The organism is Microbacterium hatanonis, from assembly GCF_008017415.1.
GTDB lineage: Bacteria > Actinomycetota > Actinomycetes > Actinomycetales > Microbacteriaceae > Microbacterium > Microbacterium hatanonis.
Window position 1 is genome coordinate 1,384,327 of record NZ_VRSV01000001.1, and the last position, 26,015, is coordinate 1,410,341.

Below are 26,015 nucleotides of genomic sequence, written 5' to 3' on the forward strand. Positions count from 1 at the left end.
TGATGTGTCTATGTGCTCCCGCTCGGCGTCAGCGCGAGCTGGATGAGATGTCGGTGAGGATGCGATCGAGCGTGCGGGTGACGGAAATGGTTGTTTCAGCGTTGTGCCATGGATGTTCCAGCTGTCCGGATGCAACGGCGTCGGCGACTGCGCGGAGCATGGGGCCGTACCCATTTCCGCTCCGGGGATGATGCAGGTGTTCGGGCGATTGAAAGATGCGCTCCGCGGAGCCGGCGTGGAAATACGCATCGGACCCTGCCCAGAACATGGACTCGAGGGTGACCCAGCCTCTCGCTCCGCTGACGGCTGCCGAGAGGTCGAGGAACTCCGTCCCTGACCAAGCGATCTGGGCGAACCCTCCCTCGTTCTGTTCGAGTGTGGCGTGTCCGGAGAGGTCCACGCCCTCGGAGATCACCCCTTGAGCACGAACGATGTGCGGGGTTCCGAGGAACCAGTGCGCGAGTGTCACAGGGTAGATGCCGCGGTCGCGGAGTACGCTGCCTGCGTCCTCCGGCCGAGCCTTGCCAGGGCGCGCATGGAATGGGGTGCCGAATCCTGCACGAACGCTGCTGATCTCCCCGAGCTCACCGCGCTGAACGCGATCGAGGACTTCGACGTGCAATGGGTTGAATCGCATCCACATCGCTTCCATGAGGAACCGTCCGGCTGCCCGGGCGCGGGAGAACAGCTTCTCGGCGTCGCTTGCGGATGTGCTTATCGGCTTCTCAATGAGAACGTGCTTGCCCGCGTCAATGGCTTCGAGGGCAATAGCAGTGTGCGTGTGAGCGGGCGTCGCAACGTAAACAATGTCAATGTCGTCACGCGCGAGAATGCTGGAGAGATCGCCTGACGACACCGCGATTCGATGCTTCCGGGCGAACTCCACCGCTCGGTCGGACGAACGTCCCCACACCGCAATGGTCTCGGCGCCGGTACTACGGAGATCCGAGATCACGCGGTGGGAGATGTCGCCCGTCCCAATGCACCCCCATCTAAGCAAGCGTGTGGCGCTTCTCTTTGATGGGTGCAATGGTCAGCGTCGCCAACGCGACAAGCACAAGCGCCGCCACCCAGACGAACTGATACCCGCCCGTCACCGCGACAACAACGGCAGCGAGTGCCGGGGCAAGGGCCTGCCCGAGGTTCATCGCGACCGTGGCCAGACCAAGGTCACGTCCGGCTCGGGCGGGGTCGGGCAGAAAGTCGATAAACATCGCGTTGTCGACGGGAATGTAAATGCCGAATGCTGCGCCGGTGATGATGACCTGGATGAACAGCGCCGGCAGCGTTGGGGAGATGAGCGGGATAGAGAGAGATATCGCCATGAGGATGGATGCGACGACCACGAACGGCTTGCGACGTCCGATCCGGTCGGAGAGCCGGCCAGATACCGCGACAGCAATGAGCGTGGTGGGGATTCCGCACAAGCCCAGCAGCGGCACGGTGGCGGAGGCTTGCGTCGCGCTCAGGGCCGGCGATATGTAGCTCTGCAGCATGTAGAGGCTCAGAACCGTCGTGGTGCTGTACCCGAAGAAGAACAGGGCTCGGGAGATCCACAGCCAGCGGTAGTTCGGCGCCTTCAACGCGCTGGCGTATCCGCGGAGGAACGGCTTCCACGCGAACTTGTCCCGTTCGAGTTCGACGGAACTCTCGTCCCGGTTTCTCGTCACGAACAGAACGGCCGCGATCACCACGACGAGAGCCAGGATCAGGTAGAAATCCAACCCGATCAGACCGAACAAGGCACCCGCGCCGATTCCACCGATCAGGCCACCGATGATCGATCCCATGCTCGTCCAGGACGTCACCCGCCCTCGACGGTCACGCGGCACACGATCCGCGACCGTGGCCTGGAGTGGATTGGAAGCGACGTTGAACGCGAGCTCCGTCAGGGTCCAGAGCACGACGAGGACCGCCACCGACGGAGCGAAGCGTACTGCGACAAGTAGAACTGCGCCGACCAGCGCCGCGTACAGGATCCACGGGGCACGTCGTCCAGCCTTGGAGCGAGTTCGGTCGGACATGACGCCGATGACCGGCTGAAGGATCATGACGACGATTGCGCTGGTTGTTGTGACTAACGCCAGGCCCGCTGCGCGGGACGCCTCGAAGTCAGAGAGAAGCGCAAGCTGTCGGGTCTGCTCCGCGGTGGGCTGAATGTCACCGGCAGCGACCGCTCTTCCCAGCTCGGTGAGCGCCTGGAGGTCCACTCCGGCGTCCGGACCGAAGAAGAATTGACCGAACTGAAGAATCTGGACCTGGTTGGGCATCAGAATGCCCTGTGAGGACGTCCAGATAGCAGCGATAGCGATAGCAAGGAACAGGTACCCGCGAATGTAGCGAGAGAGCCGCTTCTTGGAGTCGTAGTGGACCGCGATAGCGGACGTCCAGCGCTCGTCCTCGCTTTCCTGCTTGACGATGGGATCGGTCATGCCGGGCTCCCATTCCAAAATATCGCAGCTTTCATTTCAAACCTCCTTGTTTGGTACCGAACGGCAACGCAGCGGGTGCTTCGTTATCCTGCGTGCGGGATTGAATTTCTGAGTAGGGCGAGTCGGTTTCCGCGCGCCACGTCACCGAGCCAGGCGAGGCTGGGCTTCGGTGTTCGAACGAACGTGTCGCGGTCGACAGCGATCAGGCCGAAGGTCGGAGCCCAGTGTCCCCATTCGAAGTTGTCGAGCAGACTCCAGTGCAGGTAGCCGCGAACATCGATACCGTCGGCGATGGTTTCCGCCAGGCCGCGCAATGCCAGGTCGGTGTAGCGAACACGTTGCGCGTCATCAGCGGTCGCGATTCCGTTCTCAGTGACGATGACGGTCACACCCTCCGACACCTCCCACGCGTGGCGGACCGCCATCGCGAGCGAGTCTGGTCGGAACGCCGTTCCGACCAGCGTGTTGTCGGGATGCGCCGGGTGCGGGACGAGTCCGTTGGCGTCGACCTGCTGACTCGAGTACGCCTGGACTCCGACGAAGTCGTCGCCCCGGGCACCCTCCCAATAGACGTCCTCCTTGCCGTAGCGGATCTGCTTCAGCTTCTCCTCCCCTCCCGGAGCTGCCGTCAAGGCGCCCGCGGCGATGGTCCAGCCCACCTTCGCCTTCGTCTGTGCACGCACGATCTCGCGCGCTGCGTGGTGGATGTCCACGAAGGTGCGACCGATCTCGGGGTCGGCGTCCTGCAGAAACGCGCCATGCTGCTTCTTCTCGAGCTTCGTCTCCCCGCCGCCCTCGCGCTCGGTGTCGCTATCGACAGTCGGGCTCTGCCACTGACCGCCCTGGGTCTCGGACATGCGGCGCATCGCCGTCATGATGGCCGCCTGCATGTTCGGCTCGTTCATCGTCGCTACCCACTCGACGCCGTCGAGGATCGTCGTGGCCTCGGTCACGAAGCTCAGGAAGCGTTCCTTGGCCCTGGGCGAGGTCCAGCCGCCGTCGTTCGCGAACCATCGGGGAGTCGTAAAGTGCTGCAGGGTCACGAAGGGCACGACTCCCCGTGAGAAGCAGTACTCAATCACCCGGCGGTAGTGGGCGAGCTCGGCGCGCGAGAAGCGCCCCTCCACAGGTTCGATGCGGGACCATTCAAGGCTGAAGCGGTAGGTCGTGAGCCCCGCATCGGCGAGAAGGTCGATGTCCTCGCGGAAACGGTGGTAGCTGTCAACGGCATCGCCCGAGAGTTCCATGCCGGGAAAGGTCAGCTCACGCTCCCACCAGTCACTGTTGACGTTATTGCCTTCGATCTGGTGTCCGGCGGTGGCAGCTCCCCAGAGGAAGCCGGTGGGAAAATTCGTCATTGATAGTCCTTCTTTCATTCGGCGAGTCGGTGCGTTCTCAACGGAGACGCCAGCGACTCAGTAAGTTCAAACTCGAGAGATCTGATTCAGAGCGGCGTTGAGCGCCGAGACCTGTTCCCTAGACACTGACCCCGGCGCCTGCTGCAGAACGGCCTGGAAGGTCATCCGGCTGAGCACATACTGGGCCACCTCCGTGGTCATCATGTTCTCGGCAACATGACTTGCACCGCCCGCCATCCGAGACATGAGCTGCTCGATCAGCGCAGCGCCTCCAGGAGACTGCTTGATGTCTCCGAGCGTGTCCCGGATTGAGTAGAAACCGTCTGGGGCCGGAAGCTCGTCCGCCTCGAACCAGTTCGTCACTTCCGCGACTTCCATCGAGTACTGCTCGTTCGGCGTCGCGACGCGACGAATCCGGATCGAATCGGAGGTGTCCCCGGCACGTGCGACCAGTTCGTGATCGCCCGAGAGCGGCACAGGAAAGCGGAAGACCCGCGTCCCCGACTGCTGACCGACGAGCTGACCATCGCACCACAGCGAGACTTCGTCGTAGTTCGAATAGACGGTGACTTGCGTCACCTCCTCTGCTCGATCCTCGTATCGACGTCCAGCAATGTGGACGAACGGTTGCGTCGACCAGGCAGCCTTGTAGAGGTAGAACGCATCCTTCTTCAGCGAGCGGTCGAAGCTGACCAGACCTTTCTGGTTCCGTCCTGGAAACTCGCCTTCGTTGCGGCCATCCACACCGAAGTCCGCGAGGTTCCAGACGTGGGTAGCCCAGAGCCAAGGACGCTCCGCGATGATTGTGAGCATGTGCTCGTGATAGGCCGCTTGGAACTGCTCTGAGTAATCGCCTCGCACCGGGTTCGCTGTCTGAAAGCGCGGGTTCGCGTCCGCGCCGTATTCGGAGATGCCGACGGCTACTCCGGGATGCTCAGCACGGAACTCGTCGAGCCACTTCTCGTTGTCACTGAAGTCTCCGACGTACCAGCCGTAGTAGATGTTGTAGCTCATCACGTCGGTGACCGTCGCGAGAGGGTCGGAGGGATCGAGCACGAACACGTTCGCAATGGCCGTCAAACGAGTGGGGTCGAGGCGATGCGCGAGCGCGTTGAGCTCCTGGTGCGCGGTCAGGATCTCGGGCGTATTGCGGGTGATCGTGATCTCGTTCGACAGGCCCCAACACACGATGCTGGCGTGATGACGGTTCTGAACGATGAGGTCGGTCAGCTGTCGTTCTGCGTCCGATTTTCCAAGGGGCAGGAAGTCGGAGATCTGCGGGATCTCCGCCCACACCACAATGCCGGCCTCATCGCATCGGTCGTAGAAGCCCTGATCGTGCTGGTAGTGCGCGAGTCGCACGGTCGTCGCGCCGAGTTCACGCAGAAGTTCGAGATCGGCGTCCATATGCTCGGCGGTGATCGCGTTGCCAACGCCCTCCCAGTCCTGGTGTCGGGACACACCACGAAGCGGATAGTCCTCGCCGTTCAGGATGAATCCCCGATCCGGGTCCACGGCGAACTCTCGGCATCCGAAACGCAAGGCGACGTCGTCGACGGCCTGTTCGCCGACGAGAAGTGTCGCCTCGAGCGAGTAGAGGTAGGGATCACGCACTCCATGCCAGCGGCGAACGCTCGCGATCTCGACGGATGCCGTGGCCACGCCTTTGGTGACGGGAGCGACGACCTCCCCGACGCCATGGATGAAAAAGTGGACGGCGTCGCCGCCGGACACCTGCGCGTTGAGCGTCACGCTGGCGTTCGCTCCGTCAAGATGCACAGTCGCCACCACCCCCGGACCACCCGAGTCGTCCAGTGCGAAATGTGCCCGGGGGACTTCGATGAGGTAGACGTCGCGATAGACACCGCCATAGAAGGTGAAGTCGGCACGCTGCGGATAGCTCGTCTCGTTCGGGCCGTTGTCGACGAGAACGACGAGGGTGTTCTGCGGGGCCACCACCTCCGAGAGGTCGACGCGGAACGTCGAGTACCCACCCTCGTGAGTGCCGACAAGTGTGCCGTTGAGGAACACGCGGGCGGACGAGTTTACGCCGCGGAACTCCAACCATCGTTGTTGGTCGTCATCGGCAGCAGCGAATTGCTTGATGTACGAGGACACGCCGCGACGGTAGTCGTTGCCACCGTCAGTCCCGTCCTGAGCGTTCCAGGTGTGCGGAAGGGTCACCGCCTCCCCACTGATACCGCCCGCGGACGAGGGATCGACTTCTTCCGGAACGAACGTCCAACCGTCGTTGAAAACCGTGGAGTGCCGGAGCCCGGGGGTCATAGTCCGTCCTTTCGTGCAGCGCTGCCCGCTGTGTTTCATCGCACTAGAGTACGAACCAGAATCGGACGGAAATAGAATGAGATCGTGTTTCGTAGAAGAATGGAGACACCGTGGATGCACGCTCAGCGGAATTCGCCGCCCGCCAAGGCACCGTCGAAGCCGTGTTGGGCTGTCGCGTTCACGTCACGCGCGACCCGCTTGTGCTGTTCACACAGCTTGAAGACACACTGCGCGTTCACGACACGCTTCAGCACTACCTGACGGCGGAGCACCTCAGCGATTTAGTGCAACGCCTGCGTCACGACACCGTCTATGAGCTTCGCGATCGGCTGGGCGCCACGCTGAGTTTCTTCTGGGGCGACGACTCTCTCGTCGTGATCGGCCCCTATACCGATGCGTCGACCAACGAGTCTCAAGATCGCGAGACGTTGCGGTCGCTGGGCGCTTCCCCCTCGCTGAACACCCGATATCGCATCTGGCGGGCAGGCCTGCCCATCGTCGACTCAGAGTTTGTCATGCGGAGCGCAGCCGTTCTTCTCACTGGGTCCTTCTCGGGTCAGCTCGGCTTCGAACGAGTTGCCCTCGATGGCCCCACTGCGCCGTCAGCCCCGTCATCCCGTGGCGCGGCGGGATCGTATAGTGCCATTGCAGACCGGCACGCGAGCGAAGAGGCCTTCATGCGCGCCGTTTCGCGGGGCGACGATGTGAAAGCTCTAGCCGAACTGCGGCGCCTCAGCACCCTTCCCACTTCTTTCCCCTATCTGTCGATCCCGTACCTCGCTCCCACAATCCTGAGAATCATGTGCCGCATCGCCGCGCAGCGCGGCGGCCTTGCTCCAACGACCATCGAGGCGGTGTCCCAGAGCTTCGCCCAGCGGCTGCATCGCGTGGGACTCACGCCGGGACGGTCAGACCAGTACGCCGAAGTTGACCGAATGGTCCGTGAGTTCTGCACTCTCGTCCGACAACAGCGGGCCCTGCCCTATTCCCCTCTGGTGAGGAAGACTGTGTCGAGGCTGACATCGGACTTAGTTGGTCCTCCGACACAACCGGAACTCGCCTCTGACCTCAAGATCTCGTCGGAGCATCTGGGCCGCAGATTCAAGTCCGAGACAGGTCTCACGATCTCGCAGTTCCTCGCCCGCGAACGTATCTCAGCCGCCACAACTCTGCTCACCGAAACAGATGACCGAGTACGCGACATCGCGGCAGCGACAGGGTATCTCGATGCGAACTACTTCGTGAAAGTCTTTCGCTCCGTGACGGGGATGACGCCAACGGAGTACAGGCGCACATCCATGCCGTGAGCGTCAACGAAACGGCCCAACCACCGAATAGGAATGCGTCGTGACGGGGCGCTTGTACGTGGAGCAGGTGGAAGCCCGCACGCGATGCGTTGCGTTGCGATCAGCTTGATCGGACGTACGTTGGGGCCACTCACTGGCTGCCATGCGCACACACGACTCCTTGAATCGTTTGCGCGGCGATAGCGCTCGATAGGCGCGCCCTCAGTAGGACGATTGTCGACGATCCGGCGCATGCTGCTCGGGCAGGGATCGGCCGTGACAGAGCGTCACCTCACCTCACCTCACTCACCTCACCTCGTTCTAGACCGCATGACCGCGGACGTCGACAGGCTCGACGTCGACGTCCCAACACGCAACGAATCGCGGCTGGCGCCGCCTCCTTGATTGCGCAGTGAATCGGTCGGCGCGCTCGTGATCGAAATCAGGGACGGGCCAACCGGCGATCGCGGCAGGGCTTGCGTGCCGATACTCGGCGGTGAGCCTCTCGGCAAGCGGCTTGATCAGCTCAGACACAAGGGCGCTCATCCGGTCGACAGTCTCGGCGATGCGACGGGCTGCGGTCCGTGGAAGATTGTGGCGGATCGTGATCGGCACTACCTGGCGGACAGTGCCTTCTGTGGTGAGCGAGGCAAGCGGCAATGACATCGAGAGTTCCGACTGCGAATGCGCGATGGTCGTATTCCGGTAGCCGCGAATCATGTCGTGCGTTTCAACCAGATCGGGAGGGACTGGAACATGCGCGAGGAGACCGGACCGGACGTTTGAATGCGCGAACACGCGCACATAGGCGACCACGGCGTAGCTTGTCAGCGGCTGCCGGAGCGGCGATTCGTGTCCTGCTTCCAATGCCTGCTTGATCGCATCACCCGCCTCGGACAGGTCGTCCGAGTAGGAACTCAACTCGGCGAGCAGCCGCGAGTCGGGGGTGTCGGGAAGCATCGCGAAGGTCGGACTTAGCGGCATGAGTCCATCATGCGACCTATCCGCCAAGGAGCGTTGCGTATGCGTTGATGGCGAGCGTCGCGGCCACCACAATTCCGCCAAGCAGACCGGCCGTTCCCCACAGCATTCGCACGCGCCGCGCGGCGCCCACTTCGCGACGAAGAGCGGCGAACGCCGTGAGGTCCGGTTCCGGGGAGGCGCCGGATGTCGTAGCCCCCTTCGCGATCCCAGCGTGGCACGTCGTTGCTTGTAGGTTTCCACAATCGCTCGAAACTCATGGATCTGAGACAAATCCAATCCCAGCCGCTGAGTCACCTGACGCCGTCTGCCTGGTGCTTGACAAGCTGTGTGTGCGACGTTGCTCTGAAAGGCCTGCGGCCTCTGGGTTCCGAGATGCGAGTCGTGATTTCGGTGTTCTTTCGAACCGTCCGTGAACGCGCATAGGGCAGGCGACGGCTGCCCAGCCGCATGAACTGAGCGGGAAATTGGAAGATGACCAAGACGAGCACGTTTCGCCTCATCGGCGAGTGGCACTGCGGAGACGACTATCGACTCACGGAGGTGATCTCCGACAACGAACGGACAGCCCTACGCGAGCTCTACCCCACGATGAATCGACGACATGTCGATGCAGCCGTGGCACATCTCGCCAAGCCGAGCGACGCTAACGGGGTTGCACTAGCGGGGTACGCCTGGGCCTGGATCGCCATGACCTCGGTCGACGACGTTCGCGAGGCGCGAACCGTCATTCATTCTGCGCTCATCTCCCGCGGCTACTAGCACCAGGCGGCCGCAGAAGCCGCGCTTGGTCCGTCGTCGACCGCAGGAGGTTGTCCTGGCAGGTATTGCTGGGCTTCTTTCTTTCCCCCCGTACGACCTCTTGTCCAACTCCGCGAACTTGAATAGCGAGGTCGTGCTGGTCTGTCAATTACGGGTCCTACAGGTCGTTGACTTTGCCGTTGTCAGTTCGACGCGATGAGGGAACCATCGATGCCGAAGCGGAGCCAGTGGCCAGAGGAGATGATGACGGGCTCTTCTGTCGGCGTGCGGATGAGGAGCGCGGAATCGTCGTCGATGAACCAGACCTCCTGGCCGGAGCGCGCGGCACCGACCGCGAACTGCTCCTTTGCATCGGCGGGCATCCAGTCGGCGCCGAGGTGGCCGGCGAAGAACCAGTCGAAGAGGGGAACGGCGGGTGCGGCGGACTCGAGCCCGAACATGTCGAGCTCGTCTTGATCGTCGAAGTCCGCGGGCCACCGGTCCAAGCGGCGGGCGAAGATCATCGAGCCTGCGCTCCACCCGACGTACACCTTCTGCTCGAGCAGCTCCGCGAGCACCGGTGCCAGGCCGGTCGCCTGCCACGCGTGTGCCGACCACAGGTGGCTGCCTCCGTATCCGAGGATCACGTCGGCTGAGCGCAGCCTCGATTCGACAAGGCTCGGGGGCCCCGCGAACAGCGATGCCATGTCGAATTCCGCCCACCCGAGTGAGCGCAGCGCATCGAGATGCTCGACGAGCGTGGAGCTGTCACCGGGAAAACCGAGGATCGCGTCAATCACCACGATGACTCGGGAATCGGCGATGGGCTTGTCGAGCAGATCGACAAGCGCCGCACGGATGACGTCGTTGGTGATGCCGTTCGAGGTGAGGAGCATCCGCATCGGCCCAGGCTAGAGCATGGACGACGCGGCCACGGCGCCGGGCCCAAAGGGCGCATATCTCCCGGCATACCGCAAGCGTGCGATGCTCGAACGGGGATCCGTCAGCGGGCGAGTAGTTCGGCGTGCGGCATCGATAGTCAGCCGTTCTCGTCGTAGGCCCATACCTTCCAGGCTGCGCTGATGGGCTTGAGTGGCGAGCCCGCGTTCCAGAGCGGTGGTGGCGAAGGAGGAGCCGACTGACCGGTCCGCCTATGAGGCGCCCACACCAGGCGCGGTCTTCTGTGGTCTCGAATCACCATAGCGACGCCGTCACCTCGATGGTGTCGAACCCCGCCTTGTGACCCCACTCCTTTAGCCGCCGTCGGCGGTGGGTGCGCCCACCGGCGCTCGATGCACGCGCTGGTAGTGCCCTCCCCAGGACTGGAGGCCGCCAGTGAAGGGGTAGAGCCCAACGGCAGACGTTTACGACGGTATCGACCAAACGAAGGCACCCAGACTGGTCAGGATCCGGGTTGGCTGGTGGCGGCGGGATCGGCAGCCCAGGAGGCGAGTAGCCGGAGTCGTTCGGCAGACGAGGATCCGGGTTCGGCGGAGTAGATCAGGAGGACCTGTCCGGGTTCCGCGGTGATCGCGAGCTCTTCGTACACGAGCGTGAGGTCGCCGACGACGGGGTGGTGGAAGCGTTTTTGCCCGGATCCGTGGGAGCGGACGTTGTGGGCGGCCCAGAGAGTGCGGAACACATCGCTGCGGGTGGAGAGCTCGCCGACGAGGTCTTGGATGCCCTTGTCGTGTGGGTCGTGGCCGGCTTCGGCTCGGACGACTGCGACGCACATGTCGGCGAACAGGTCCCAGTCGGGGTAGAAGTCGTGGGCTGCCGGGTCGAGGAACTGGAACCGGGCGAAGTTTGGTACGCGCCCGCCGTCGCCGATCAGAGGTGAGTAGAACGCTCTTCCGAGGTCATTGAATGCGACGAGGTTCTGTCTCTGGTCCCGCACCACCGCGACGGAATCGGTGATGGATGCGAGGGCCCATTCCAGGCTTGGCCGCGGTGGGCCGGGCTTGGTGCTGCGTCGACGGTGGCGCCCTGAGGAAGGGATGCCGTCGGCGTTGCGTGCGAGGTCGAGCAGGTGCGAGTGTTCCGCGTCGGTGAGTTGTAGGGCGCGGGACACGGCGTCCAGCACCGCACCTGAGGCGCCGGCGATGGCTCCGCGTTCCAGTTTGGAGTAGTACTCGACGCTGACACCAGCGAGGGCAGCGACTTCGCTGCGCCGCAGCCCTTCGACCCGCCTATTGGACCCGGCCGCGATCCCTGCCGCATCCGGCGATACACGCGCGCGACGGGTCATGAGGAACTCTCGGACCTCTGATCGATTGTCCATCATCCCAGGTTAGGTCGGCGAAGCCTTCAGGAGGGATGCCCTGTCAGAGCACCCCGTGAAGGGTTCCCTTCCGGTACACCCCTCGTTAGGGACTCCCCCGCAGCGTGCGGACGAATGAGGCTTGATGACATGACCGAACAGATCGTTTCGCCACGGACGGGGTTCAGCCGGATCCTGCCCTCTCTGCTTCTGCTGCTGACGGTTTTCGGTCCGATCTCGATGGACCTCTACCTTCCCGCGCTTCCCGCGTTGACCGCCGACCTTGCCGCGGTCACCTCCGTGGCGCAGCTGACCGTGACGGCCTGCTTGATCGGGCTTGCCGCCGGCCAGCTGATTGCTGGCCCCGTGTCGGACCGGTTCGGCCGGCGCGGCATCCTGCTCATCGGCGTCGTCATGTACGTCGTCACGTCCGCACTGTGCGCGGTGAGTCCCACGGTGGAGTTGCTGATCGCTGCAAGGTTCGTGCAGGGACTGGCCGGCGGGGTCGGGATCGTCATCTCTCAAGCCGCCGGCCGCGACATCTACGCCGGCGGCGCGCTGATCCGGTTCTACGGCCGACTCACCGTGGTGGGCGGGTTCGCCGCGATCATCGGCCCCCTCCTGGGCGGACTGTTGAACACGGTCATCGACTGGCGGGGACTATTCATCTCCCTGGCCGTCATCGGTGCCACGATCCTCGTCATCGCACTGTGGATGTTTCCCGAGACCCTCCCCGCCGATCGGCGCACCACCGGCGGTTTCACACACACCGTGCATGACTTCCGCACCCTGCTGTGTGACCGAGTGTTCGTCGGGGCTGTGCTGAACCAGGGGTTCCTGTACGCCGCACTATTCGCATACCTGGCTGGGTCTACGTTCGTGCTGCAAGACATCTATGGGCTGTCCCCGCTCGGTTACGCCCTCGCCTTCGGGCTCAACTCCGCCGGCTTCATGACCTTCGGCTACCTCGCCGGCCGGGCCTCAGAACGGTGGAGCATCACCGGCACACTCAACACCGGCATCCTGATCGCCGGTGCGGGCGCACTGGGACTACTCGCTTCTGGTCTCACCGCTATGCCGCTGTGGGTGGTTATCGCGTCCCTGTTCTTGCTCGCGGGGGGTGTCGCGATCTCCTCACCGCCCGCCACAACCCTCGCCCTCGTCAACTACCCGCAAATGGCCGGCACAGCATCTTCTCTGCTCGGAATGGTTCGGTTCGGGTTCGGGGGAATCGCCGCACCCCTGGTCGGGGTTGCGGGTGCGCTCAGCATCCTTCCCCTCGGAGTAGTCACGACCGTCGCGGTGTTCCTTGCAGGCGCCGCCTACCTCCTACTCGCTCACAAGCACATCCCGACTGCGCCCGCCGCATCCGGGGCCGCTCCCTCCTCGAGCGACCTCGTCGAGTGAAGGGACCTCGTCATCGTCCGCCACCCTCGCGAAGGAGCCCATCATGAACATTGAACCCTCCACCCCCACCGTCAAAAACCCGCCGGAACAGTTCGCCGGCGACGTATGGGTCGACATGATCGCCGTCCCTCACGAATCGAACCAGCGAATGAATGTCGCGGTCGTCAAGTTCGCGCCCGGTGCCCGCACCGCCTGGCATTCCCACGCGCGCGGCCAATACCTGCGTGTCACGCGAGGAATCGCCCGCTTCGGCGACCGGGACGGCACCATCATCGACGTCCACCCCGGGCAGACCCTCTACACCCCACCCGGGCAGGACCACTGGCACGCCGCCGCCGGAGACACCTTCATGGAACACGTCGCCATGCTCGAAAACAGTGACGACCCCGCCGCCACCACCACGTGGAAAGAACACATCACTGACGACGACTACACCGGCCGCACCGGAAAGGATCTCAGCTGATGACCGAACACCAATCTGCTGCCCAGCAGTCGCTCGGCGGCTTCGCCGACAAACTGGTGTCCCTCACCGACGACGTCCTCTTCGAGGACGTCTGGAAACGCCCCGACCTGGCGCCCCGGGACCGCAGCCTCATCACCATCGCCGCGCTCGTCGCCGGCGGCAACACCGAACAGCTCCCCTTCCATCTCGCTCTCGGACAGCGCAACGGGCTCACCGACACCGAGATCGTCGAAGCCATCACCCACCTCGCCTTCTACACCGGCTGGCCCCGGGCCATGTCCGCGATCACCACCGCCCGCGCCACCCTCACCGGTGGCGATGACACAGAGCGGGACGGCCGATGAAGCGCCCCGGACTATTCTCGGCCGCCGTTAGCGCGCTCGTGATTGCCACGGTGACCGAGTGCGCTTCCACCCCGACCGCTGCTCCATCGCGCCCGTCCCCCGCCTCGGCGACCCCGGCCAGCATCGCGGTCGAGGAATCGTCGTCACCCGCACCGACACCCGCACTCGCGCCCGCCGATGAACCGGCGCAGATCGTGGGCACGGTGGTGCAATTCACCTCCGACCGCACCAGCGTCGACGTCACCATCGGTGAGGACAGCCCCGGCGTCCGCGACTTCCTGTCCCTCCTGCCCACGGAGCTGTCGTTCGAGGAATTCAACGGTAAGGAGAAGATCTCCTACCTGCCCCGGGAACTGAACTGGGCCGGCTCTCCCGGCTCCGACCCCGAAGACGGCGACCTCATCTACTTCACGTCGTGGGGAAACCTCGGCTTCTACTACGACGCATCGGGTATCGACTACTCCGATGCGACCCTCCACATCGGCACGTACACCGCCACCGAGGAACAACTATCCCTCCTCGAAGGCAGCCCCGTGACCGTCGAAATCGTCGACTGACCGACGCCGGCATCCTCGATCCACCGGAGCACATCTCATGACCACTATTGACAGCAGAACCGCCAAGCCCGGACGCGGGTCGGCGATTGCCCGCCCATTCGGCGGCACGGGGCATCATCGCATCGCCGCGGTCCTCGCTGCGGCGGCCGCGCTCACCATGATTGTCGGCTGCACCGCGACACCGGCAAGCCCCACCCGAACCGCCCGGCCTGTTCCGACTACCTCGGCTGCGAGCCCCACGCGGGCAAGCGCGGTCGCCCCGCAAGGAGACCCCGTCGAGTTCGCAACCGGGCTGGTCACGCCGTGGGCCATAGCGTTCGACGGGGAGACCGCGTTGATCAGCGAGCGAGACACGTCGAACATCCTCGAGCTCACGGGCATCGCCACCCGAATCGTCGGGACCGTCCCCGGCGTCGTGCAGCAAGGCGAGTCCGGGCTGCTGGGCATCGTCGTCGACAATCAGCGACGCCTCTACGTGTACTCCACGGCCGCTGACGGCAACCGCATTCAACGCTTCCCTCTCACCGGAGTTGCCGGCTCACTCGGCCTCGGCGAAGCGGAAACACTTCTCGACGGCATTCCCGCCGCGAGCTACCACGACGGGGGGCGGATCGCGTTCGGACCCGACGGGATGCTGTACGCCACGACCGGCGACGCCGGGCAGCGGGATGCCTCGCAGAACCTGAACAGCCTCGGCGGCAAAATCCTCCGGATGACCCCTGACGGCGGCGTGCCAGCCGATAACCCCTTCCCTGACTCCCTTGTGTACAGCTATGGGCATCGCAATCCACAGGGAATTGCGTGGGCGGAGGACGGGACACTGTTCGCTGCCGAGTTCGGGCAGGACACCTGGGACGAACTGAACATCATCATCCCCGGCGGCAACTACGGCTGGCCGACCGCCGAAGGCATCGCCGGCAACGGCGCCTTCATCGACCCTGTCCAGCAGTGGAACCCTGATGACGCCAGCCCCAGCGGCATTGCCATCGTCCGGGGCACCGTCTTCATCGCCAACCTTCGCGGGCAGACCCTCCGCACCGTCCCGGTCGCTAACCCGAGCACGTCCACGGACTACTACACCGGCACGTACGGGCGCATCCGGCACGTGGCCGAAGCGCCAGACGGGCAGCTGTGGTTCCTCACCAGTAACACCGACGGATACGGCTCTGGCGCCCGCGAGGGCGATGACCGCCTCCTCAGCGTCCCCCTCACCACCCAGCAATAACCCCGCGGGGGCGGCGCATCCGCGCCACCCCCGCACGTAGCGAAAGAAGCCGACATCATGCGCGCAACACTCATGTACTCCGCCGGAGACGTCCGCGTCGTCGACGTACCCGAACCCACGATCCAAGAGCCTACAGACGCGATCATCCGCGTCACCTACGCCTGCGTATGCGGGTCAGACCTGCACCCGTACCACGACCTCGAAGACACCCCCGAGGGACGCCACATGGGTCACGAGGCCATCGGCGTGATCGAGCAGATCGGCCCCGATGTCACCACCCTCGACGTGGGTGACACCGTCATTGTCCCGTTCGCGTGGTCCGACGGCACCTGCGCGTTCTGCCGAGACGGGATCACCACGTCCTGCGTCCACGGGGGATTCTTCGACGGCGCCCCGTCGGCCACGCAAGCGGAGAAGCTCCGGATCCCCTACGCCGACGGCACCGCCGTCGCCATCCCTGCCGGGACCGACGAGGCGCTCATGCCCTCCCTGCTCACCCTCTCCGACGTATACCTCACCGGCTACCACGCCGCCATCCGCGGCGGCGTTGAGGCGGGAAAGGCCGTCGCGGTGATCGGCGATGGCGCGGTCGGCCTCTCCGCCGTCCTGGCCGCGAAGCAGCTCGGCGCCGAGATCATCATTCTGATGGGCCGCCACACGGCTCGCACCGATCTCGGCCGCGAGTTCGGTGCTACGCACGTCATCGCAGAGCGCGGCGAAGAGGGTATCGCGAAGGTCCTCGAGCTCACCGGCGGCGAGGGGGCGCATGTCGTGCTCGAAGCAGTTGGTCACATGCCCGCCTACGAGCAGGCCTACGGCATCGTCCGCCCCGGCGGCGTCATCTCCCGCGTCGGCGTCCCCCAGTACGAAGACGCCGCCGTCGGCTTCGCGTCTCTGTTTGGCAAGAACGCCACCCTCACCGGCGGACCCGCCACCGTCCGCGCCTACCTCGAAGCCGCCATCCCCCAGGTCATCGACGGCACCATTGAGCCAGGGAAGGTCTTTGACCGCGAACTGCCACTCGACGAGATCGCCGAGGCGTACCGGTTGATGGACGCGCGAGAGGCACTGAAAGTCCTCATCCGTCTCTGACCGCGTGACCGGCGTCCGCGTGGGGTGGTCTGGTGGACCACGTTACGGTCCGCCCTTCCCCACGCGGACGCCGCCGGGTTGACTCGATATGCAACGAGAGGAACACCATGTCGGACAACACCATCACCCTGAACAACGCCGTTGCGCTCCCCACCATCGGACTCGGAGTCCTGCAGAGCGAGGGAGACGAGGCCACGTCGGCCGTCACCACCGCGCTGCAGACCGGGTACCGTCTCATCGACACCGCGGCGGCATACTTCAACGAGCGCGAAGTGGGCCGCGGCATCCGCGAGTCGGGCATCGACCGCAGCGAGATTTTCCTCACCACAAAGCTCTGGATGACTGACTACGGTTTCGACAGTGCCCTGCGTGCGTTCGACACGAGCGTCACCAAGCTCGGCGTCGACTACCTCGACCTCTACCTGTTGCACTGGCCCGTTCCCGCGAACTGGGCGCAGACCGTGGCGGCGTACCAGGCCGGTGAGCGGCTGCTCGCCGAAGGGCGGGTGCGCGCCCTCGGCGTGGCCAACTTCACGCCCGCGCACCTGAAAGCCCTCATGAAGGACACGGACGTTGTGCCCGCGGTGAACCAGATCGAGCTGCACCCGAACTTCCAGCAGCCGGACCAGGTTGCCATCCACGCTGAGCTCGGCATCGCAACGCAGGCGTGGTCGCCGATTGGTGGCGTGTACAGCTGGGCCGGTGAGAACGGGGCCGTGCCGCCGCTGCAGAACGAGACGATCCGCGCCATCGCCGATCAGCACGAGAAGACCCCGGCGCAGGTGATCCTCCGCTGGCATCTGCAGCACGGGCGCAGCGTCATACCGAAGTCCGTCACGCCGACGCGGATCGCGGAGAACTTCGACGTCTTCGGATTCTCGCTCACACCCGCCGACGTGGGAGCGATCGATGCTCTCGACACCGGGCAGCGCGGCGCGATCGACCCCGACATCGTCACGCCCGAGATCATCGACCTCACCATCGACGCGGCCTGACATGTCAACGCCGGAAGAGATCAGCAGCTTCCTGGTCTCCCGTCGTGCCCGGATCAGCCCCGACCAGGCGGGCGTTCCCGCCTACACGGGCCACCGACGGGTGCCGGGGCTGCGGCGGGAGGAGGTCGCCTTTCTCGCGGGGGTGAGCACCGATTACTACGCGAAACTGGAACGGGGGAACACCCGTGGCGCGTCGCGCGGGGTGCTCGAGGCGATCGCTCGTGCGCTGCAGCTGGACGAGATCGAGCGAGACCACCTGTTCAACCTCGTCGAGGTCACCACTGCGCCGCGCCGTCGCTCCCCGCGCCAAGCCCCCCGCACCGGTGTGACCCCGAGAACGCAGGCCGTGCTGGATGCGCTCACCGTGCCGGCGATCGTGCAGAATCCGCGCCTCGACGTGGTCGCAGCCAACGCCCTCGGAGCAGCCCTCTACGGCTTAACCCGCACCGACGTCGGCAGTGCCGCATTCAACGGTGCCCGTTTCCAGTTCCTCGACAGCCGCGCAGCCGATTTCTACGTCGACCACGAGCGCGGCAAGCGCAACGTGGTGGCCCTGCTGCACCAGGCCGCCGGGCGTGACCCCTACGACGAGGACCTCATCCGGCTCGTCGGTCAGCTCTCTACGCAAAGCGCCGAGTTCCGGGCCCTGTGGGCCCAGCACGACGTCATCCGCTACCAGCGAGGCTCGAAACGGTACCGACACCCCGCGGTCGGCCGCCTCGGCTTCGCATACGAGAGCTTCGACCTGAATACCGAAACCGGCCTCACCATGCTCGTCTACACCTACGAGCCGAACTCGCCCACGGCGGAGCGCCTCATGCTGCTCAGCGCACTCGGCCCGACCGCCGCCGACGCCCCGCGCGACGACGTCCACGTCGACCACCCCTGACCGCACTTCCCCTGGAGTCATCATGAACAACCTGATCACGCTCAACAACGGCGTCCGCATCCCTGCCGTCGGCTTCGGGGTCTTCCAGAGCGCCCCAGAAGAGACCGCGACCGCTGTCGAGACCGCGCTGAAGGCCGGATACCGCCACATCGACACGGCGGCTGGGTACGGCAACGAACGCGAAGTCGGGGAAGGTATCCGACGCTCCGGCATCGACCCCGCCGACGTCACGATCGAGACGAAAGTCTGGGTCAGCGACTACGGCTTCGATGAGACCCTGCACGCCTTCGACAAGAGCGCGACCAAACTTGGCGTCTCCCAGATCGACGTCTTCATCCTGCACCAGCCGATGCCGCAGCATTTCGAGCGCACCGTCCAGGCGTACCGGGCACTTGAGCGACTCCTCGCGAACGGCCAGGTCCGCGCCATCGGGGTGAGCAACTTCATGCCTCACCACCTCGCCGCCTTACGCAAGGAAACTACGACCGTCCCCGCGATCAACCAGGTCGAGCTGCACCCGTACTTCACTCAAAGCGCCGTCCAGCGAGCAGACGCCGACCTCGGCATCGTGACGCAGGCGTGGTCGCCCATCGGTGGGATCACTTTCTACCCCGGCTGGGGTGAGAACCGCAAGAGCGTCATGGAAGACGACACGATCGCAGGGATCGCCGCGTCCCACGGCAAGACGCCGGCGCAGGTCATGTTGCGCTGGCATCTGCAGCAGGGCCGCTCCGTCATCCCCAAGTCGACCAACCCGGAGCGGATCGCCCAGAATATCGACGTCCTCGACTTCGAGCTCGATGCGACCGATCTCGCCGCCATCGACGGGCTCGACCGCGGCGTGCGCGGCGGCCCCGACCCTGACGCAGTGGACCCCTCGACGTGGGACGTCGAGATCCCCGAGGCTGACACCGTCACGTCCGCGACGGAAAGTTCCTGATGCACGCACGCGTGCTCGGCGGATCCCTGGAGGTGTCCGCGGTCGGGCTCGGCTGTATGGGGATGTCGCAGGGATACGGTCCCAACCCGGGAGATCGCGCGGAGATGATCCACGTGATCCGTTCCGCCCGCGACGTCGGCATCACCTTCTTCGACACAGCGGAGGTCTACGGACCCTACGTAAACGAAGAGCTCGTCGGCGAAGCCCTCCAACCCGTCCGAGACGAGGTAGTCATCGCGACGAAGTTCGGGTGGGACATCCGAGACGGCAAAAGCATCGGCCTGAACAGCCGCCCCGAACAGATCCGTGGCGTCGCCGAAGCCTCCCTCCGGCGCCTGCGCACCGAGGCCATCGACCTCTTCTACCAGCACCGTGTCGACCCGGCGGTGCCCATCGAAGACGTCGCCGGCACCGTCGGCGACCTCGTGCGAGAGGGAAAGGTCCGGCACTTCGGCCTCTCCGAGGCATCCGCGGCGACGATTCGTCGCGCCCACGCGACCTTCCCTGTCACCGCTGTGCAAAGCGAGTACTCGTTGTGGACCCGCGACCCCGAGCCCGAAGTGCTGCCCGCCCTCCGAGAGCTTGGGATCGGCTTCGTCCCGTTCAGTCCGCTCGGCAAGGGATTCCTCACCGGCACCGTCGACGCGACCACGACATTCGCCCCGGACGACATCCGCAGATCCATCCCACGATTCAAGATCGAGAACCGCGCGGCGAACAAGGCACTCCCGGACTTCGTCACGGCGCTCGCACACACCCACGGAGCCACCCCCGGACAGATCGCCCTGGCGTGGCTGCTGGCCCAGGATGCGTCGATCAGCCCGATCCCCGGGACTCGCCGCATCTCGCGGCTCGAAGAGAACGCGGCCGCGACGACGGTGCCCCTCTCAGCCGACGACCTGAGCGACCTCGACTCCCTCGCACGTCGCGTCGGAGTCTCGGGAGCGCGCTATAACGAGCTCCACCAGTCGCTCGTGGGACGCTGACAGGCAGCTGTTGGGGGGTGCCCTTCCAGGGGGCGTTTCGACGGAGACTCCCTCCCTCCCCGTATCCGCCGTCAGCTGGGGGGCAACGCCCCCCGACGGCGAGCCGCCAGCTCCTTCACCTCCATCTGAAGCGTCTCACCGGCCGACATTGTTGGATGCTGGCCGCCGCCTCGACCCCCTGCATCACAATGACAATCGCTTCTCGAGGGGCCGCGCGCAAACCCCCGACGCGAGACACGGAAGCCCCCACCGGGGCCGCCGGAGGGGCCTCCGTGCTCAAAGATTCTGCGCCTCGATGCTACTGACTCCCGTGTCCGGCGTTGGAGCATCCGTACGATCTTCCGCAGCATTCGACGAGAGGTTGATTGGCACGTTCGGAGAGACGACGCTGGGCGGGGGGTCGACGATCTCGGCCTTCTCGACACGCTTGGAGGATCAGATGGGGAAGATCGTTGTCAGCAGCATGGTGAGCATCGACGGATACACCGAGGGACCCGGCGGTGACGTGTCGCAGATGCCCATGGACCTTGCGTTCGCTGAGCACAACGCCGACAGGGTCCGCTCATCGAGCCGTCTGCTCTTCGGAGCGGTGAGCTACGTCGGAATGATGCAGTACTGGCCGAATCAGGTCGACAACGCCGATGCAATCCCGGAAGACAAGTACATCGCCTCCCGGTACGCAAGCGATCTCGGCATAACTGTGGTCTCCGACCGTCTCACTCGAACCGACATCAAGGTGTGGGGCGACCGCACCGAGATTGTCTCCCGCGCGCGGGCACACGATCATCTGAGGAAGCTGCGTGACGCCGAGGCCGGCGACATCCTCGTCTTCGGCAGCCGCACCCTGTGGACGGACCTGCTGGCCCACGGCTTGGTCGATGAGCTGCACCTGCTCGTGGGGCCGAAGGTCGTCGCTGGCGACGACCGTGCCTTCACCGGGCTCCCGCAGATAGAGCTCACGCTGCTCGGAGTGCGCACCTGGAAGGACTCCAGCACGGTTGCCCTGTCCTACCGCCCCCGAAACGCAGCTCCACCAGCCCGGCGTGATGTCGACTACAACTGAGCTGCCATCCGTCGGCCATATTGTCCACTGCCGTCGCCCTGAACGTTATCCCTGAGTGCACGAATGGGCTGCGTTGGACAGCTCAGGAATCCGTCTTCGTGGGGTGACGCGAGTGGCTAGCGAGCGGCGTCACCCGGGTGCGATTCTGGACGGGTGACTGATGGCACTGCGGCTCAGCAGCTCCGCACCCTGATAAAGCAGCGGGTGCAAGCTATCGCGGCGCGTGATGCCCAGTACCTCGCGGACGTGCAGGCCGACGATGTTCTTGCCTACAAGGTTCTGCCACCTCTGCGCCTCCGTGGCTCCAACCAGGTGGCGGAGCAGACGCGGGCGTGGTTCGACGGGTACGCGCACGGCCCCGGATACGAGGTGCACGACCTGCAGATCGAGGTCGACGGGAACGTCGGCTCGACAGCATTCCTCTACCACGTGACCGGAACCTGCACTCGGGTGACGAGGTCTCCATGTGGGTGCGAGCCACACCCATCTGGAAACGCACCGACCGCAGTTGGAAGATCGTGCACGATCACGAATCAGTTCCTTGGGACCCCGTGACCGGCCAGGGACTCACGACGCTCGAACCCTGACCGCACCAGCGCGACCCGACAGCATCAGATGACGCGAGCATTCTTCATCTAGGGAACAACATGGCAACCACCTACACCTGGGACGTCTTCTCCACCCTCGACGGATACGGGTCATACGACCCCGGGCCCGAAGGCGTCGACTGGGGAGGCTACTGGTCCAAGCAGGGACCCGAGCTCCTCGAATGGCGTGCAAGGCGCTTCGAGAAGCCGCAGCGCATGGTCTACGGGGCCACCACCTTTCGCGAGGTCGCCGGGACTTTCGCCGCCGCGGCAGATCCGAACACCCTCGATGAGTGGAACGTGCGATTGTCGGCGATGCCGGCCACTGTTGCGTCCTCGACGCTTCAGGACACGCTCGGCTGGCCGGACGCGACGATCGAGAAGGGCGACGCGACCGCAATCGTCAGCCGGCTGAAAGAGACGTCCCCGGTGCCACTCCGATCCCAGGCCAGTCTGACCATGAACTGGTCGCTACTCGCAGCCGGTCTCATCGACCGCATCGAGGTGACCCTGTTTCCCGTCATCACCGGTCGCACAGGCACCAGCCCGATCTACGCCGGGCTCAAAGACTACGACCTCGAACTGCTCGACAACCAAACGCTCGATGGCCGCACCATCGCCCTGACATACCGGCCCTCGAAGCCCGCTTAGCCCGTACGCGCTCCGCATGCCGCCGTCACGTCCCGTAGCGCGCGCCCACGATTCGACGCCGAGAAGGTTGTGAAAGTGTTTTCCTCTAGTGGAGGTCGGTTGACAGAGGACATCTGACCCTGGAATGAATTCGCGGACGAGCAACTTATGGCGTTGGCGCTCGGAAACTGATTTCTGCGGCTTCGAATTTCTTGTCCAGCGCCTTGAAAGCCGATGGCTCAGCGGGCGCCGCGCCTACTCCCCCACGGACGCCTAGCCCGACCACTTGACCTGGCTGCCCCTGTGGAATCAAATCACGGACCCGAGCAAAACCTGATGCGGGCGTCGCGCGTCTTAAGCGCCTCCTCGTAGTCACTGCCGAACGGCCGTCCAGGTGTCCCAATCCTGACCTGCGCGTCACGACGAATCGGAGATGCCCGCGAGGATCTGCTCGCGTTCCTGGATCGTGAGAATGCCCTGGAACACGGTGTTCCTGCGCATCATGCGGCTGTCATCGTCTTCGCCGAGGAACACCCGCTGGAGGCCCTCGAAGTCGCAATTGCGGAGAAGAGCTTCCCACCGGTCGATGGCGTCCCGTGCTCCCCCGCTAGTGAGGTCCCGCTTACGAGGTACGTTCTGCAGAGCGCGCACGATGACGAACACAGGTTCCATGCGAAGACGCTCAGCGAGCGCACGATGAAGAGCGAGCGCAACGACGTCACTAGGGGTTGTCCTGACCACGACTGACTTCCTGTTGGTCGGTTTCGAGCGGCTTCACCTACGTTCCACGGGAGACCGCCCCGATGCAAGTGAGCCGTCCGCCGGAATCGAACCGCCTCAACCATCCAGACATCGCGTCCCACGCGAAAATGCTTGCTGCACCAGATCCCCGCCCGGTGGGCATCTCTCACGGGCGCGCTCGTGTTGGGGGCGCAAGGAGCGCCTTGCGTGCTCGCCGCACAGTGCGCCAATACTATGAGCGCGTGATACACACTCCCCTGCACCAACTGCTCGGCGTGGGACCCGGGCCACTCACAGAGCAGATGATTGACGCCGCAATCGCTCAGGGACTTGTCGAGTCAGATCGGTTGGACTGGAAGAAGCACCTCCCAGCCGAAAGAGACTTTAAGACCTCTGGCATCGTCAAGGACGTCGCAGCGTTCGCGAACAGCGGCGGGGGCATCCTGATCTTTGGCGTTGAGGAAAACCAGAAGGCCGCTTCCGGGCGCGTCGACGCCGGTGATCTCAACGAAAGCTACGAACGTACGATTCAAGCCGTGAGCTACAGTGCAATCTCTCCTCCAGTCATAGGTGTGCGGTCGTACAAGATCCCCGCCGCAGGAAATGACCGGCTCGCGGCAATCATCGTGCCAGCCAGTGTGGACGGCCCCCATCTGATCTTCGACGGGAACAAGCAGTCGTTTAGTGCACCCCTCCGCGTCAATTCCGACACGCAGTGGATGAATGAGCGCCTCCTCGAGGCGAGTTATCGCGCCCGGTTCGAGGCTGCGCGACGTGGACATGAGCACTTAGAAGCCCTGTATATAGACATGACGAATTCGTTCGACCCGCATCGGAATGCTGTCCTGGTGGGGGTCGCCCGACCTCGATTGCTGAGCCCTAATCCAAAGCGACGCAAGCAGCCCGAGATCGCGGCGCTGACGGCGAAAGCGCAGGATGACGCCTGGTACTGGCTCGGACAAGGCGACTATCAACCGCTGACCGATGTCACCGGCTACGGTGCCCGCCCGGGCCTGCGCGGATGGATCGTGCCGCCCACTGAGAGAGTTTCCTGGCGACGTGCTCGCGCTGCGATCTTTGATGACGGTGCCGTTGGATTGGTCTGGGAAGCTGGCGGGCACCGCTACGGCGCCAACGGCGCCAACCTGCCGGCGCACCATGTCCCCGCTGACGCGGTAGAAGGATTCGTGGCAGCGCTACTTGCGTTGATCAAAACCGTGTCTGACGACGCCCCTGCGGGCGATGTCGAGCTGCTGGTAGGTGTGGAGTGGATGCCGTCCGAGTACACGTCCGCCGGCAATGAGCGCCTAGTTTTCGAACCGGCTTACGACTTCGTCAGAGGCGGCAACTCAACGACCACCCTCGGCGGCAACTACCGCCCTGTCCACCGTGTCGTTGATCCGAGTCAGGAGGAGACGGTGTACCTCCAGACCGTCGTCGACGTCGCGATTGACTGCCTAAACCAGGCGGGCATCCGACACCTCGTAAGACTCAGCACCGATCTGCCAGCGCGTTGGTAGCGGCGAGGCCAGGCAGTCTGCGGATGCGCGCCCTGCCTTGTACCGATCCCTCGACGGGCGCCACATACGGATGCCGCTAGGAAGGGATGCTCTCGCCGTGGAGGTGAACCTCTTCAACGGCAGGCGCGGCGCTCACTGAAAATACTTGGTCACAGCGTGGCGGTTTACGGTCTGTTCAGAGCCCGACATTGCCCGAGGCCGAGAGCCCGATTCGGTCAGGACCTCTCATCGCCGTCCAACGTTGCGTCCCAAAGATTACGACGGTGAAGGTCATCGTCCTTCACTTCCAAGAAGGGGCGAAAGGCAGGATGTACGCGATAGCGAACATCCATATTGTGCCGGGTGGCGAATCGCTGGGCTACCTTTACCTGGCGACGGGCGTCGGTCTCTCCCTCAACGTGCACGAACTCCCCGGATCGGACCTCGACTCCGAGAAACGACGTCCGCACAAGCCAGTCTCGAATGAAACTGGCTTCACCGAACGTCTCCAGCAACTCCACCAGTTCAACACCGACGCAGAGCACGTCGCCCACTACGACGAGAAGGAAGACGCCGGCGCCGCTGCCGAGGTCGAGTGGTTGAGCACGGTTCTCCCGGAACGGTAGGGCACCGTAATCGATCTGGGAGCGGGAACGGGGCAGTTCGCGCTCCTCGCCGCTCAACGATGGTCGAACGTGGTCGCCGTCGACCCTTCGCCCGTGATGCTGAGCGAATTGCGCCGCAAGGTCACGGCGACGGGTGCGCCGGTCACGGTCGCGGAGGGCGGCTACCTCACCTTCGAGTACCCGGCGGGCAGCGCGGACCTCGTGTACTCGCGGTACGCCCTGCATCACCTCCCCGACTTCTGGAAAGCGCTCGCGCTGGACCGGATGCGGCGCATGCTGCGGACCGGCGGGTTCCTCCGCGTGTGGGATGTGGTCTACAACTTCCCCGTCTCCGACGCAGTCGAACGCATCGAGCATTGGTGCTCGACCGGCTACTCCGACGGAGAGGGCGGCTGGACGCGCGTCGACCTCGAGGAGCACGTCAGCGACGAGCACTCGACGTTCACATGGCTCCTGGAACCGATGTTCACCCAGGCCGGCTTCTCGATCGAGCGGGCCGAGTACAACAACAACGGGATCTTCGCGAGATACCTTCTCCGCGCCGTGTAAGCGCGGACGCGTCCGTTTCTGGATCGGCTTATGCAAGCACGATGGCGTGCATCCGGCCCGGCCTATGGCTCCAATCTT

The 26,015-nt window shown here is 64.5% G+C and carries 26 protein-coding genes and 1 pseudogene; 19 read left to right on the forward strand and 8 right to left on the reverse strand.

Annotated features, from left to right (window positions below):
* Positions 1-28 precede the first annotated feature (28 nt).
* The 4 genes from FVP77_RS06635 to FVP77_RS06650 all read right to left on the reverse strand — a co-directional run bounded on the left by FVP77_RS06635 (position 29) and on the right by FVP77_RS06650 (position 6,076).
* Complete coding sequence (locus FVP77_RS06635) at positions 29-1,030, reverse strand: Gfo/Idh/MocA family protein (RefSeq protein WP_147893777.1); 1,002 nt, start codon at positions 1,028-1,030, stop codon at positions 29-31.
* Positions 993-2,432 carry an MFS transporter gene (locus tag FVP77_RS06640; protein ID WP_147893778.1) on the reverse strand — a complete coding sequence of 480 codons (1,440 nt, stop codon included), beginning with the start codon at positions 2,430-2,432 and terminating at the stop codon, positions 993-995. Before FVP77_RS06640 ends, FVP77_RS06635 begins: the two co-directional genes overlap by 38 nt.
* 83 nt (positions 2,433-2,515) lie before the next feature.
* Positions 2,516-3,790 (reverse strand): family 1 glycosylhydrolase, encoded by a 1,275-nt coding sequence (locus tag FVP77_RS06645; protein ID WP_147893779.1) that lies wholly within the window; start codon positions 3,788-3,790, stop codon positions 2,516-2,518.
* Between the two features lie 66 nt (positions 3,791-3,856).
* On the reverse strand, positions 3,857-6,076 hold the full coding sequence (locus FVP77_RS06650) for a glycoside hydrolase family 2 protein (protein ID WP_147893780.1): 2,220 nt from the start codon (positions 6,074-6,076) through the stop codon (positions 3,857-3,859).
* A 110-nt stretch (positions 6,077-6,186) separates the two neighbouring features.
* Between FVP77_RS06650 and FVP77_RS06655 the strand changes: the two genes are divergently transcribed.
* Positions 6,187-7,383 (forward strand): helix-turn-helix domain-containing protein, encoded by a 1,197-nt coding sequence (locus FVP77_RS06655; protein WP_147893781.1) that lies wholly within the window; start codon positions 6,187-6,189, stop codon positions 7,381-7,383.
* A 300-nt stretch (positions 7,384-7,683) separates the two neighbouring features.
* Here FVP77_RS06655 and FVP77_RS06660 read toward each other — a convergent pair whose 3' ends face one another.
* Positions 7,684-8,346, reverse strand: a complete 663-nt coding sequence (locus FVP77_RS06660) for a hypothetical protein (protein ID WP_147893782.1) — start codon at positions 8,344-8,346, stop codon at positions 7,684-7,686.
* 471 nt (positions 8,347-8,817) lie between these two features.
* Between FVP77_RS06660 and FVP77_RS06665 the strand changes: the two genes are divergently transcribed.
* Entirely contained in the window at positions 8,818-9,105 is a 288-nt protein-coding gene (locus tag FVP77_RS06665) for a hypothetical protein (protein WP_147893783.1), read from the forward strand.
* A gap of 182 nt (positions 9,106-9,287) precedes the next feature.
* Here the strand turns inward: FVP77_RS06665 and FVP77_RS06670 are convergent, their stop codons facing one another.
* Both FVP77_RS06670 and FVP77_RS06675 read right to left on the reverse strand, forming a co-directional pair.
* The gene (locus tag FVP77_RS06670; protein WP_147893784.1) at positions 9,288-9,986 is read right to left on the reverse strand and encodes a Type 1 glutamine amidotransferase-like domain-containing protein; all 699 of its coding nucleotides are present in this window, start codon (positions 9,984-9,986) and stop codon (positions 9,288-9,290) included.
* Between the two features lie 500 nt (positions 9,987-10,486).
* Entirely contained in the window at positions 10,487-11,365 is an 879-nt protein-coding gene (locus tag FVP77_RS06675; protein ID WP_147893785.1) for a helix-turn-helix domain-containing protein, read from the reverse strand.
* Between the two features lie 129 nt (positions 11,366-11,494).
* Between FVP77_RS06675 and FVP77_RS06680 the strand changes: the two genes are divergently transcribed.
* The 14 genes and pseudogenes from FVP77_RS06680 (at position 11,495) to FVP77_RS06745 (ending at position 22,543) form a co-directional block, all read left to right on the forward strand.
* Positions 11,495-12,751: a multidrug effflux MFS transporter gene (locus FVP77_RS06680; protein ID WP_147893786.1), complete on the forward strand. Its 1,257-nt coding sequence runs from the start codon at positions 11,495-11,497 to the stop codon at positions 12,749-12,751.
* 43 nt (positions 12,752-12,794) lie between these two features.
* Entirely contained in the window at positions 12,795-13,214 is a 420-nt protein-coding gene (locus FVP77_RS06685) for a (R)-mandelonitrile lyase (RefSeq protein ID WP_147893787.1), read from the forward strand.
* On the forward strand, positions 13,214-13,558 hold the full coding sequence (locus FVP77_RS06690) for a carboxymuconolactone decarboxylase family protein (protein WP_147893788.1): 345 nt from the start codon (positions 13,214-13,216) through the stop codon (positions 13,556-13,558). Before FVP77_RS06685 ends, FVP77_RS06690 begins: the two co-directional genes overlap by 1 nt.
* 50 nt (positions 13,559-13,608) lie before the next feature.
* Positions 13,609-14,115 carry a cyclophilin-like fold protein gene (locus FVP77_RS16770; protein ID WP_246134001.1) on the forward strand — a complete coding sequence of 169 codons (507 nt, stop codon included), beginning with the start codon at positions 13,609-13,611 and terminating at the stop codon, positions 14,113-14,115.
* A gap of 37 nt (positions 14,116-14,152) precedes the next feature.
* Entirely contained in the window at positions 14,153-15,340 is a 1,188-nt protein-coding gene (locus FVP77_RS06700; RefSeq protein WP_222707701.1) for a PQQ-dependent sugar dehydrogenase, read from the forward strand.
* A gap of 57 nt (positions 15,341-15,397) precedes the next feature.
* Positions 15,398-16,432, forward strand: a complete 1,035-nt coding sequence (locus FVP77_RS06705) for a zinc-binding dehydrogenase (protein ID WP_147893789.1) — start codon at positions 15,398-15,400, stop codon at positions 16,430-16,432.
* 107 nt (positions 16,433-16,539) lie between these two features.
* On the forward strand, positions 16,540-17,427 hold the full coding sequence (locus FVP77_RS06710; RefSeq protein ID WP_147893790.1) for an aldo/keto reductase: 888 nt from the start codon (positions 16,540-16,542) through the stop codon (positions 17,425-17,427).
* 1 nt (position 17,428) lies between these two features.
* Positions 17,429-18,316: a helix-turn-helix domain-containing protein gene (locus tag FVP77_RS06715; RefSeq protein WP_147893791.1), complete on the forward strand. Its 888-nt coding sequence runs from the start codon at positions 17,429-17,431 to the stop codon at positions 18,314-18,316.
* Positions 18,317-18,338: 22 nt separating this feature from the next.
* The gene (locus tag FVP77_RS06720) at positions 18,339-19,256 is read left to right on the forward strand and encodes an aldo/keto reductase (RefSeq protein ID WP_147893792.1); all 918 of its coding nucleotides are present in this window, start codon (positions 18,339-18,341) and stop codon (positions 19,254-19,256) included.
* Positions 19,256-20,242 carry an aldo/keto reductase gene (locus FVP77_RS06725; protein ID WP_147893793.1) on the forward strand — a complete coding sequence of 329 codons (987 nt, stop codon included), beginning with the start codon at positions 19,256-19,258 and terminating at the stop codon, positions 20,240-20,242. Before FVP77_RS06720 ends, FVP77_RS06725 begins: the two co-directional genes overlap by 1 nt.
* Before the next feature lie 439 nt (positions 20,243-20,681).
* A complete protein-coding gene (locus tag FVP77_RS06730) occupies positions 20,682-21,305 on the forward strand; it encodes a dihydrofolate reductase family protein (protein ID WP_187266841.1) in 624 nt (207 codons plus the stop codon).
* 153 nt (positions 21,306-21,458) lie between these two features.
* Positions 21,459-21,728 (forward strand): annotated as a pseudogene (locus FVP77_RS06735) (nuclear transport factor 2 family protein); the annotation flags it as partial.
* A gap of 41 nt (positions 21,729-21,769) precedes the next feature.
* Positions 21,770-21,892 carry a nuclear transport factor 2 family protein gene (locus tag FVP77_RS17235; RefSeq protein WP_147893796.1) on the forward strand — a complete coding sequence of 41 codons (123 nt, stop codon included), beginning with the start codon at positions 21,770-21,772 and terminating at the stop codon, positions 21,890-21,892.
* 60 nt (positions 21,893-21,952) lie between these two features.
* The gene (locus tag FVP77_RS06745) at positions 21,953-22,543 is read left to right on the forward strand and encodes a dihydrofolate reductase family protein (RefSeq protein WP_147893797.1); all 591 of its coding nucleotides are present in this window, start codon (positions 21,953-21,955) and stop codon (positions 22,541-22,543) included.
* Between the two features lie 396 nt (positions 22,544-22,939).
* Here FVP77_RS06745 and FVP77_RS06750 read toward each other — a convergent pair whose 3' ends face one another.
* Entirely contained in the window at positions 22,940-23,194 is a 255-nt protein-coding gene (locus tag FVP77_RS06750; protein ID WP_147893798.1) for a hypothetical protein, read from the reverse strand.
* A 371-nt stretch (positions 23,195-23,565) separates the two neighbouring features.
* Here FVP77_RS06750 and FVP77_RS06755 point away from each other — a divergent pair, with 371 nt between their 5' ends.
* The 3 genes from FVP77_RS06755 (at position 23,566) to FVP77_RS06765 (ending at position 25,937) form a co-directional block, all read left to right on the forward strand.
* Positions 23,566-24,783, forward strand: coding sequence for an AlbA family DNA-binding domain-containing protein (locus FVP77_RS06755; RefSeq protein WP_187266842.1), 1,218 nt, complete (start codon positions 23,566-23,568; stop codon positions 24,781-24,783).
* Between the two features lie 263 nt (positions 24,784-25,046).
* Positions 25,047-25,388: a hypothetical protein gene (locus FVP77_RS06760; protein ID WP_147893800.1), complete on the forward strand. Its 342-nt coding sequence runs from the start codon at positions 25,047-25,049 to the stop codon at positions 25,386-25,388.
* 15 nt (positions 25,389-25,403) lie between these two features.
* Positions 25,404-25,937, forward strand: coding sequence for a class I SAM-dependent methyltransferase (locus FVP77_RS06765; protein WP_246134060.1), 534 nt, complete (start codon positions 25,404-25,406; stop codon positions 25,935-25,937).
* The last annotated feature ends 78 nt before the right edge of the window (positions 25,938-26,015 follow it).

Coding starts and splice junctions, on each gene's coding strand:
- FVP77_RS06640 (WP_147893778.1), bottom strand. CDS start 2,432: ATGACCGATCCCATCGTCAAGCAGGAAAGCGAGGACGAGCGCTGGACG.
- FVP77_RS06645 (WP_147893779.1), bottom strand. CDS start 3,790: ATGACGAATTTTCCCACCGGCTTCCTCTGGGGAGCTGCCACCGCCGGA.
- FVP77_RS06650 (WP_147893780.1), bottom strand. CDS start 6,076: ATGACCCCCGGGCTCCGGCACTCCACGGTTTTCAACGACGGTTGGACG.
- FVP77_RS06660 (WP_147893782.1), bottom strand. CDS start 8,346: ATGCCGCTAAGTCCGACCTTCGCGATGCTTCCCGACACCCCCGACTCG.
- FVP77_RS06665 (WP_147893783.1), top strand. CDS start 8,818: ATGACCAAGACGAGCACGTTTCGCCTCATCGGCGAGTGGCACTGCGGA.
- FVP77_RS06670 (WP_147893784.1), bottom strand. CDS start 9,986: ATGCGGATGCTCCTCACCTCGAACGGCATCACCAACGACGTCATCCGT.
- FVP77_RS06675 (WP_147893785.1), bottom strand. CDS start 11,365: ATGGACAATCGATCAGAGGTCCGAGAGTTCCTCATGACCCGTCGCGCG.
- FVP77_RS06680 (WP_147893786.1), top strand. CDS start 11,495: ATGACCGAACAGATCGTTTCGCCACGGACGGGGTTCAGCCGGATCCTG.
- FVP77_RS06685 (WP_147893787.1), top strand. CDS start 12,795: ATGAACATTGAACCCTCCACCCCCACCGTCAAAAACCCGCCGGAACAG.
- FVP77_RS06690 (WP_147893788.1), top strand. CDS start 13,214: ATGACCGAACACCAATCTGCTGCCCAGCAGTCGCTCGGCGGCTTCGCC.
- FVP77_RS06700 (WP_222707701.1), top strand. CDS start 14,153: ATGACCACTATTGACAGCAGAACCGCCAAGCCCGGACGCGGGTCGGCG.
- FVP77_RS06705 (WP_147893789.1), top strand. CDS start 15,398: ATGCGCGCAACACTCATGTACTCCGCCGGAGACGTCCGCGTCGTCGAC.
- FVP77_RS06710 (WP_147893790.1), top strand. CDS start 16,540: ATGTCGGACAACACCATCACCCTGAACAACGCCGTTGCGCTCCCCACC.
- FVP77_RS06715 (WP_147893791.1), top strand. CDS start 17,429: ATGTCAACGCCGGAAGAGATCAGCAGCTTCCTGGTCTCCCGTCGTGCC.
- FVP77_RS06720 (WP_147893792.1), top strand. CDS start 18,339: ATGAACAACCTGATCACGCTCAACAACGGCGTCCGCATCCCTGCCGTC.
- FVP77_RS06725 (WP_147893793.1), top strand. CDS start 19,256: ATGCACGCACGCGTGCTCGGCGGATCCCTGGAGGTGTCCGCGGTCGGG.
- FVP77_RS06730 (WP_187266841.1), top strand. CDS start 20,682: ATGGGGAAGATCGTTGTCAGCAGCATGGTGAGCATCGACGGATACACC.
- FVP77_RS17235 (WP_147893796.1), top strand. CDS start 21,770: ATGTGGGTGCGAGCCACACCCATCTGGAAACGCACCGACCGCAGTTGG.
- FVP77_RS06745 (WP_147893797.1), top strand. CDS start 21,953: ATGGCAACCACCTACACCTGGGACGTCTTCTCCACCCTCGACGGATAC.
- FVP77_RS06750 (WP_147893798.1), bottom strand. CDS start 23,194: ATGGAACCTGTGTTCGTCATCGTGCGCGCTCTGCAGAACGTACCTCGT.
- FVP77_RS06755 (WP_187266842.1), top strand. CDS start 23,566: ATGATTGACGCCGCAATCGCTCAGGGACTTGTCGAGTCAGATCGGTTG.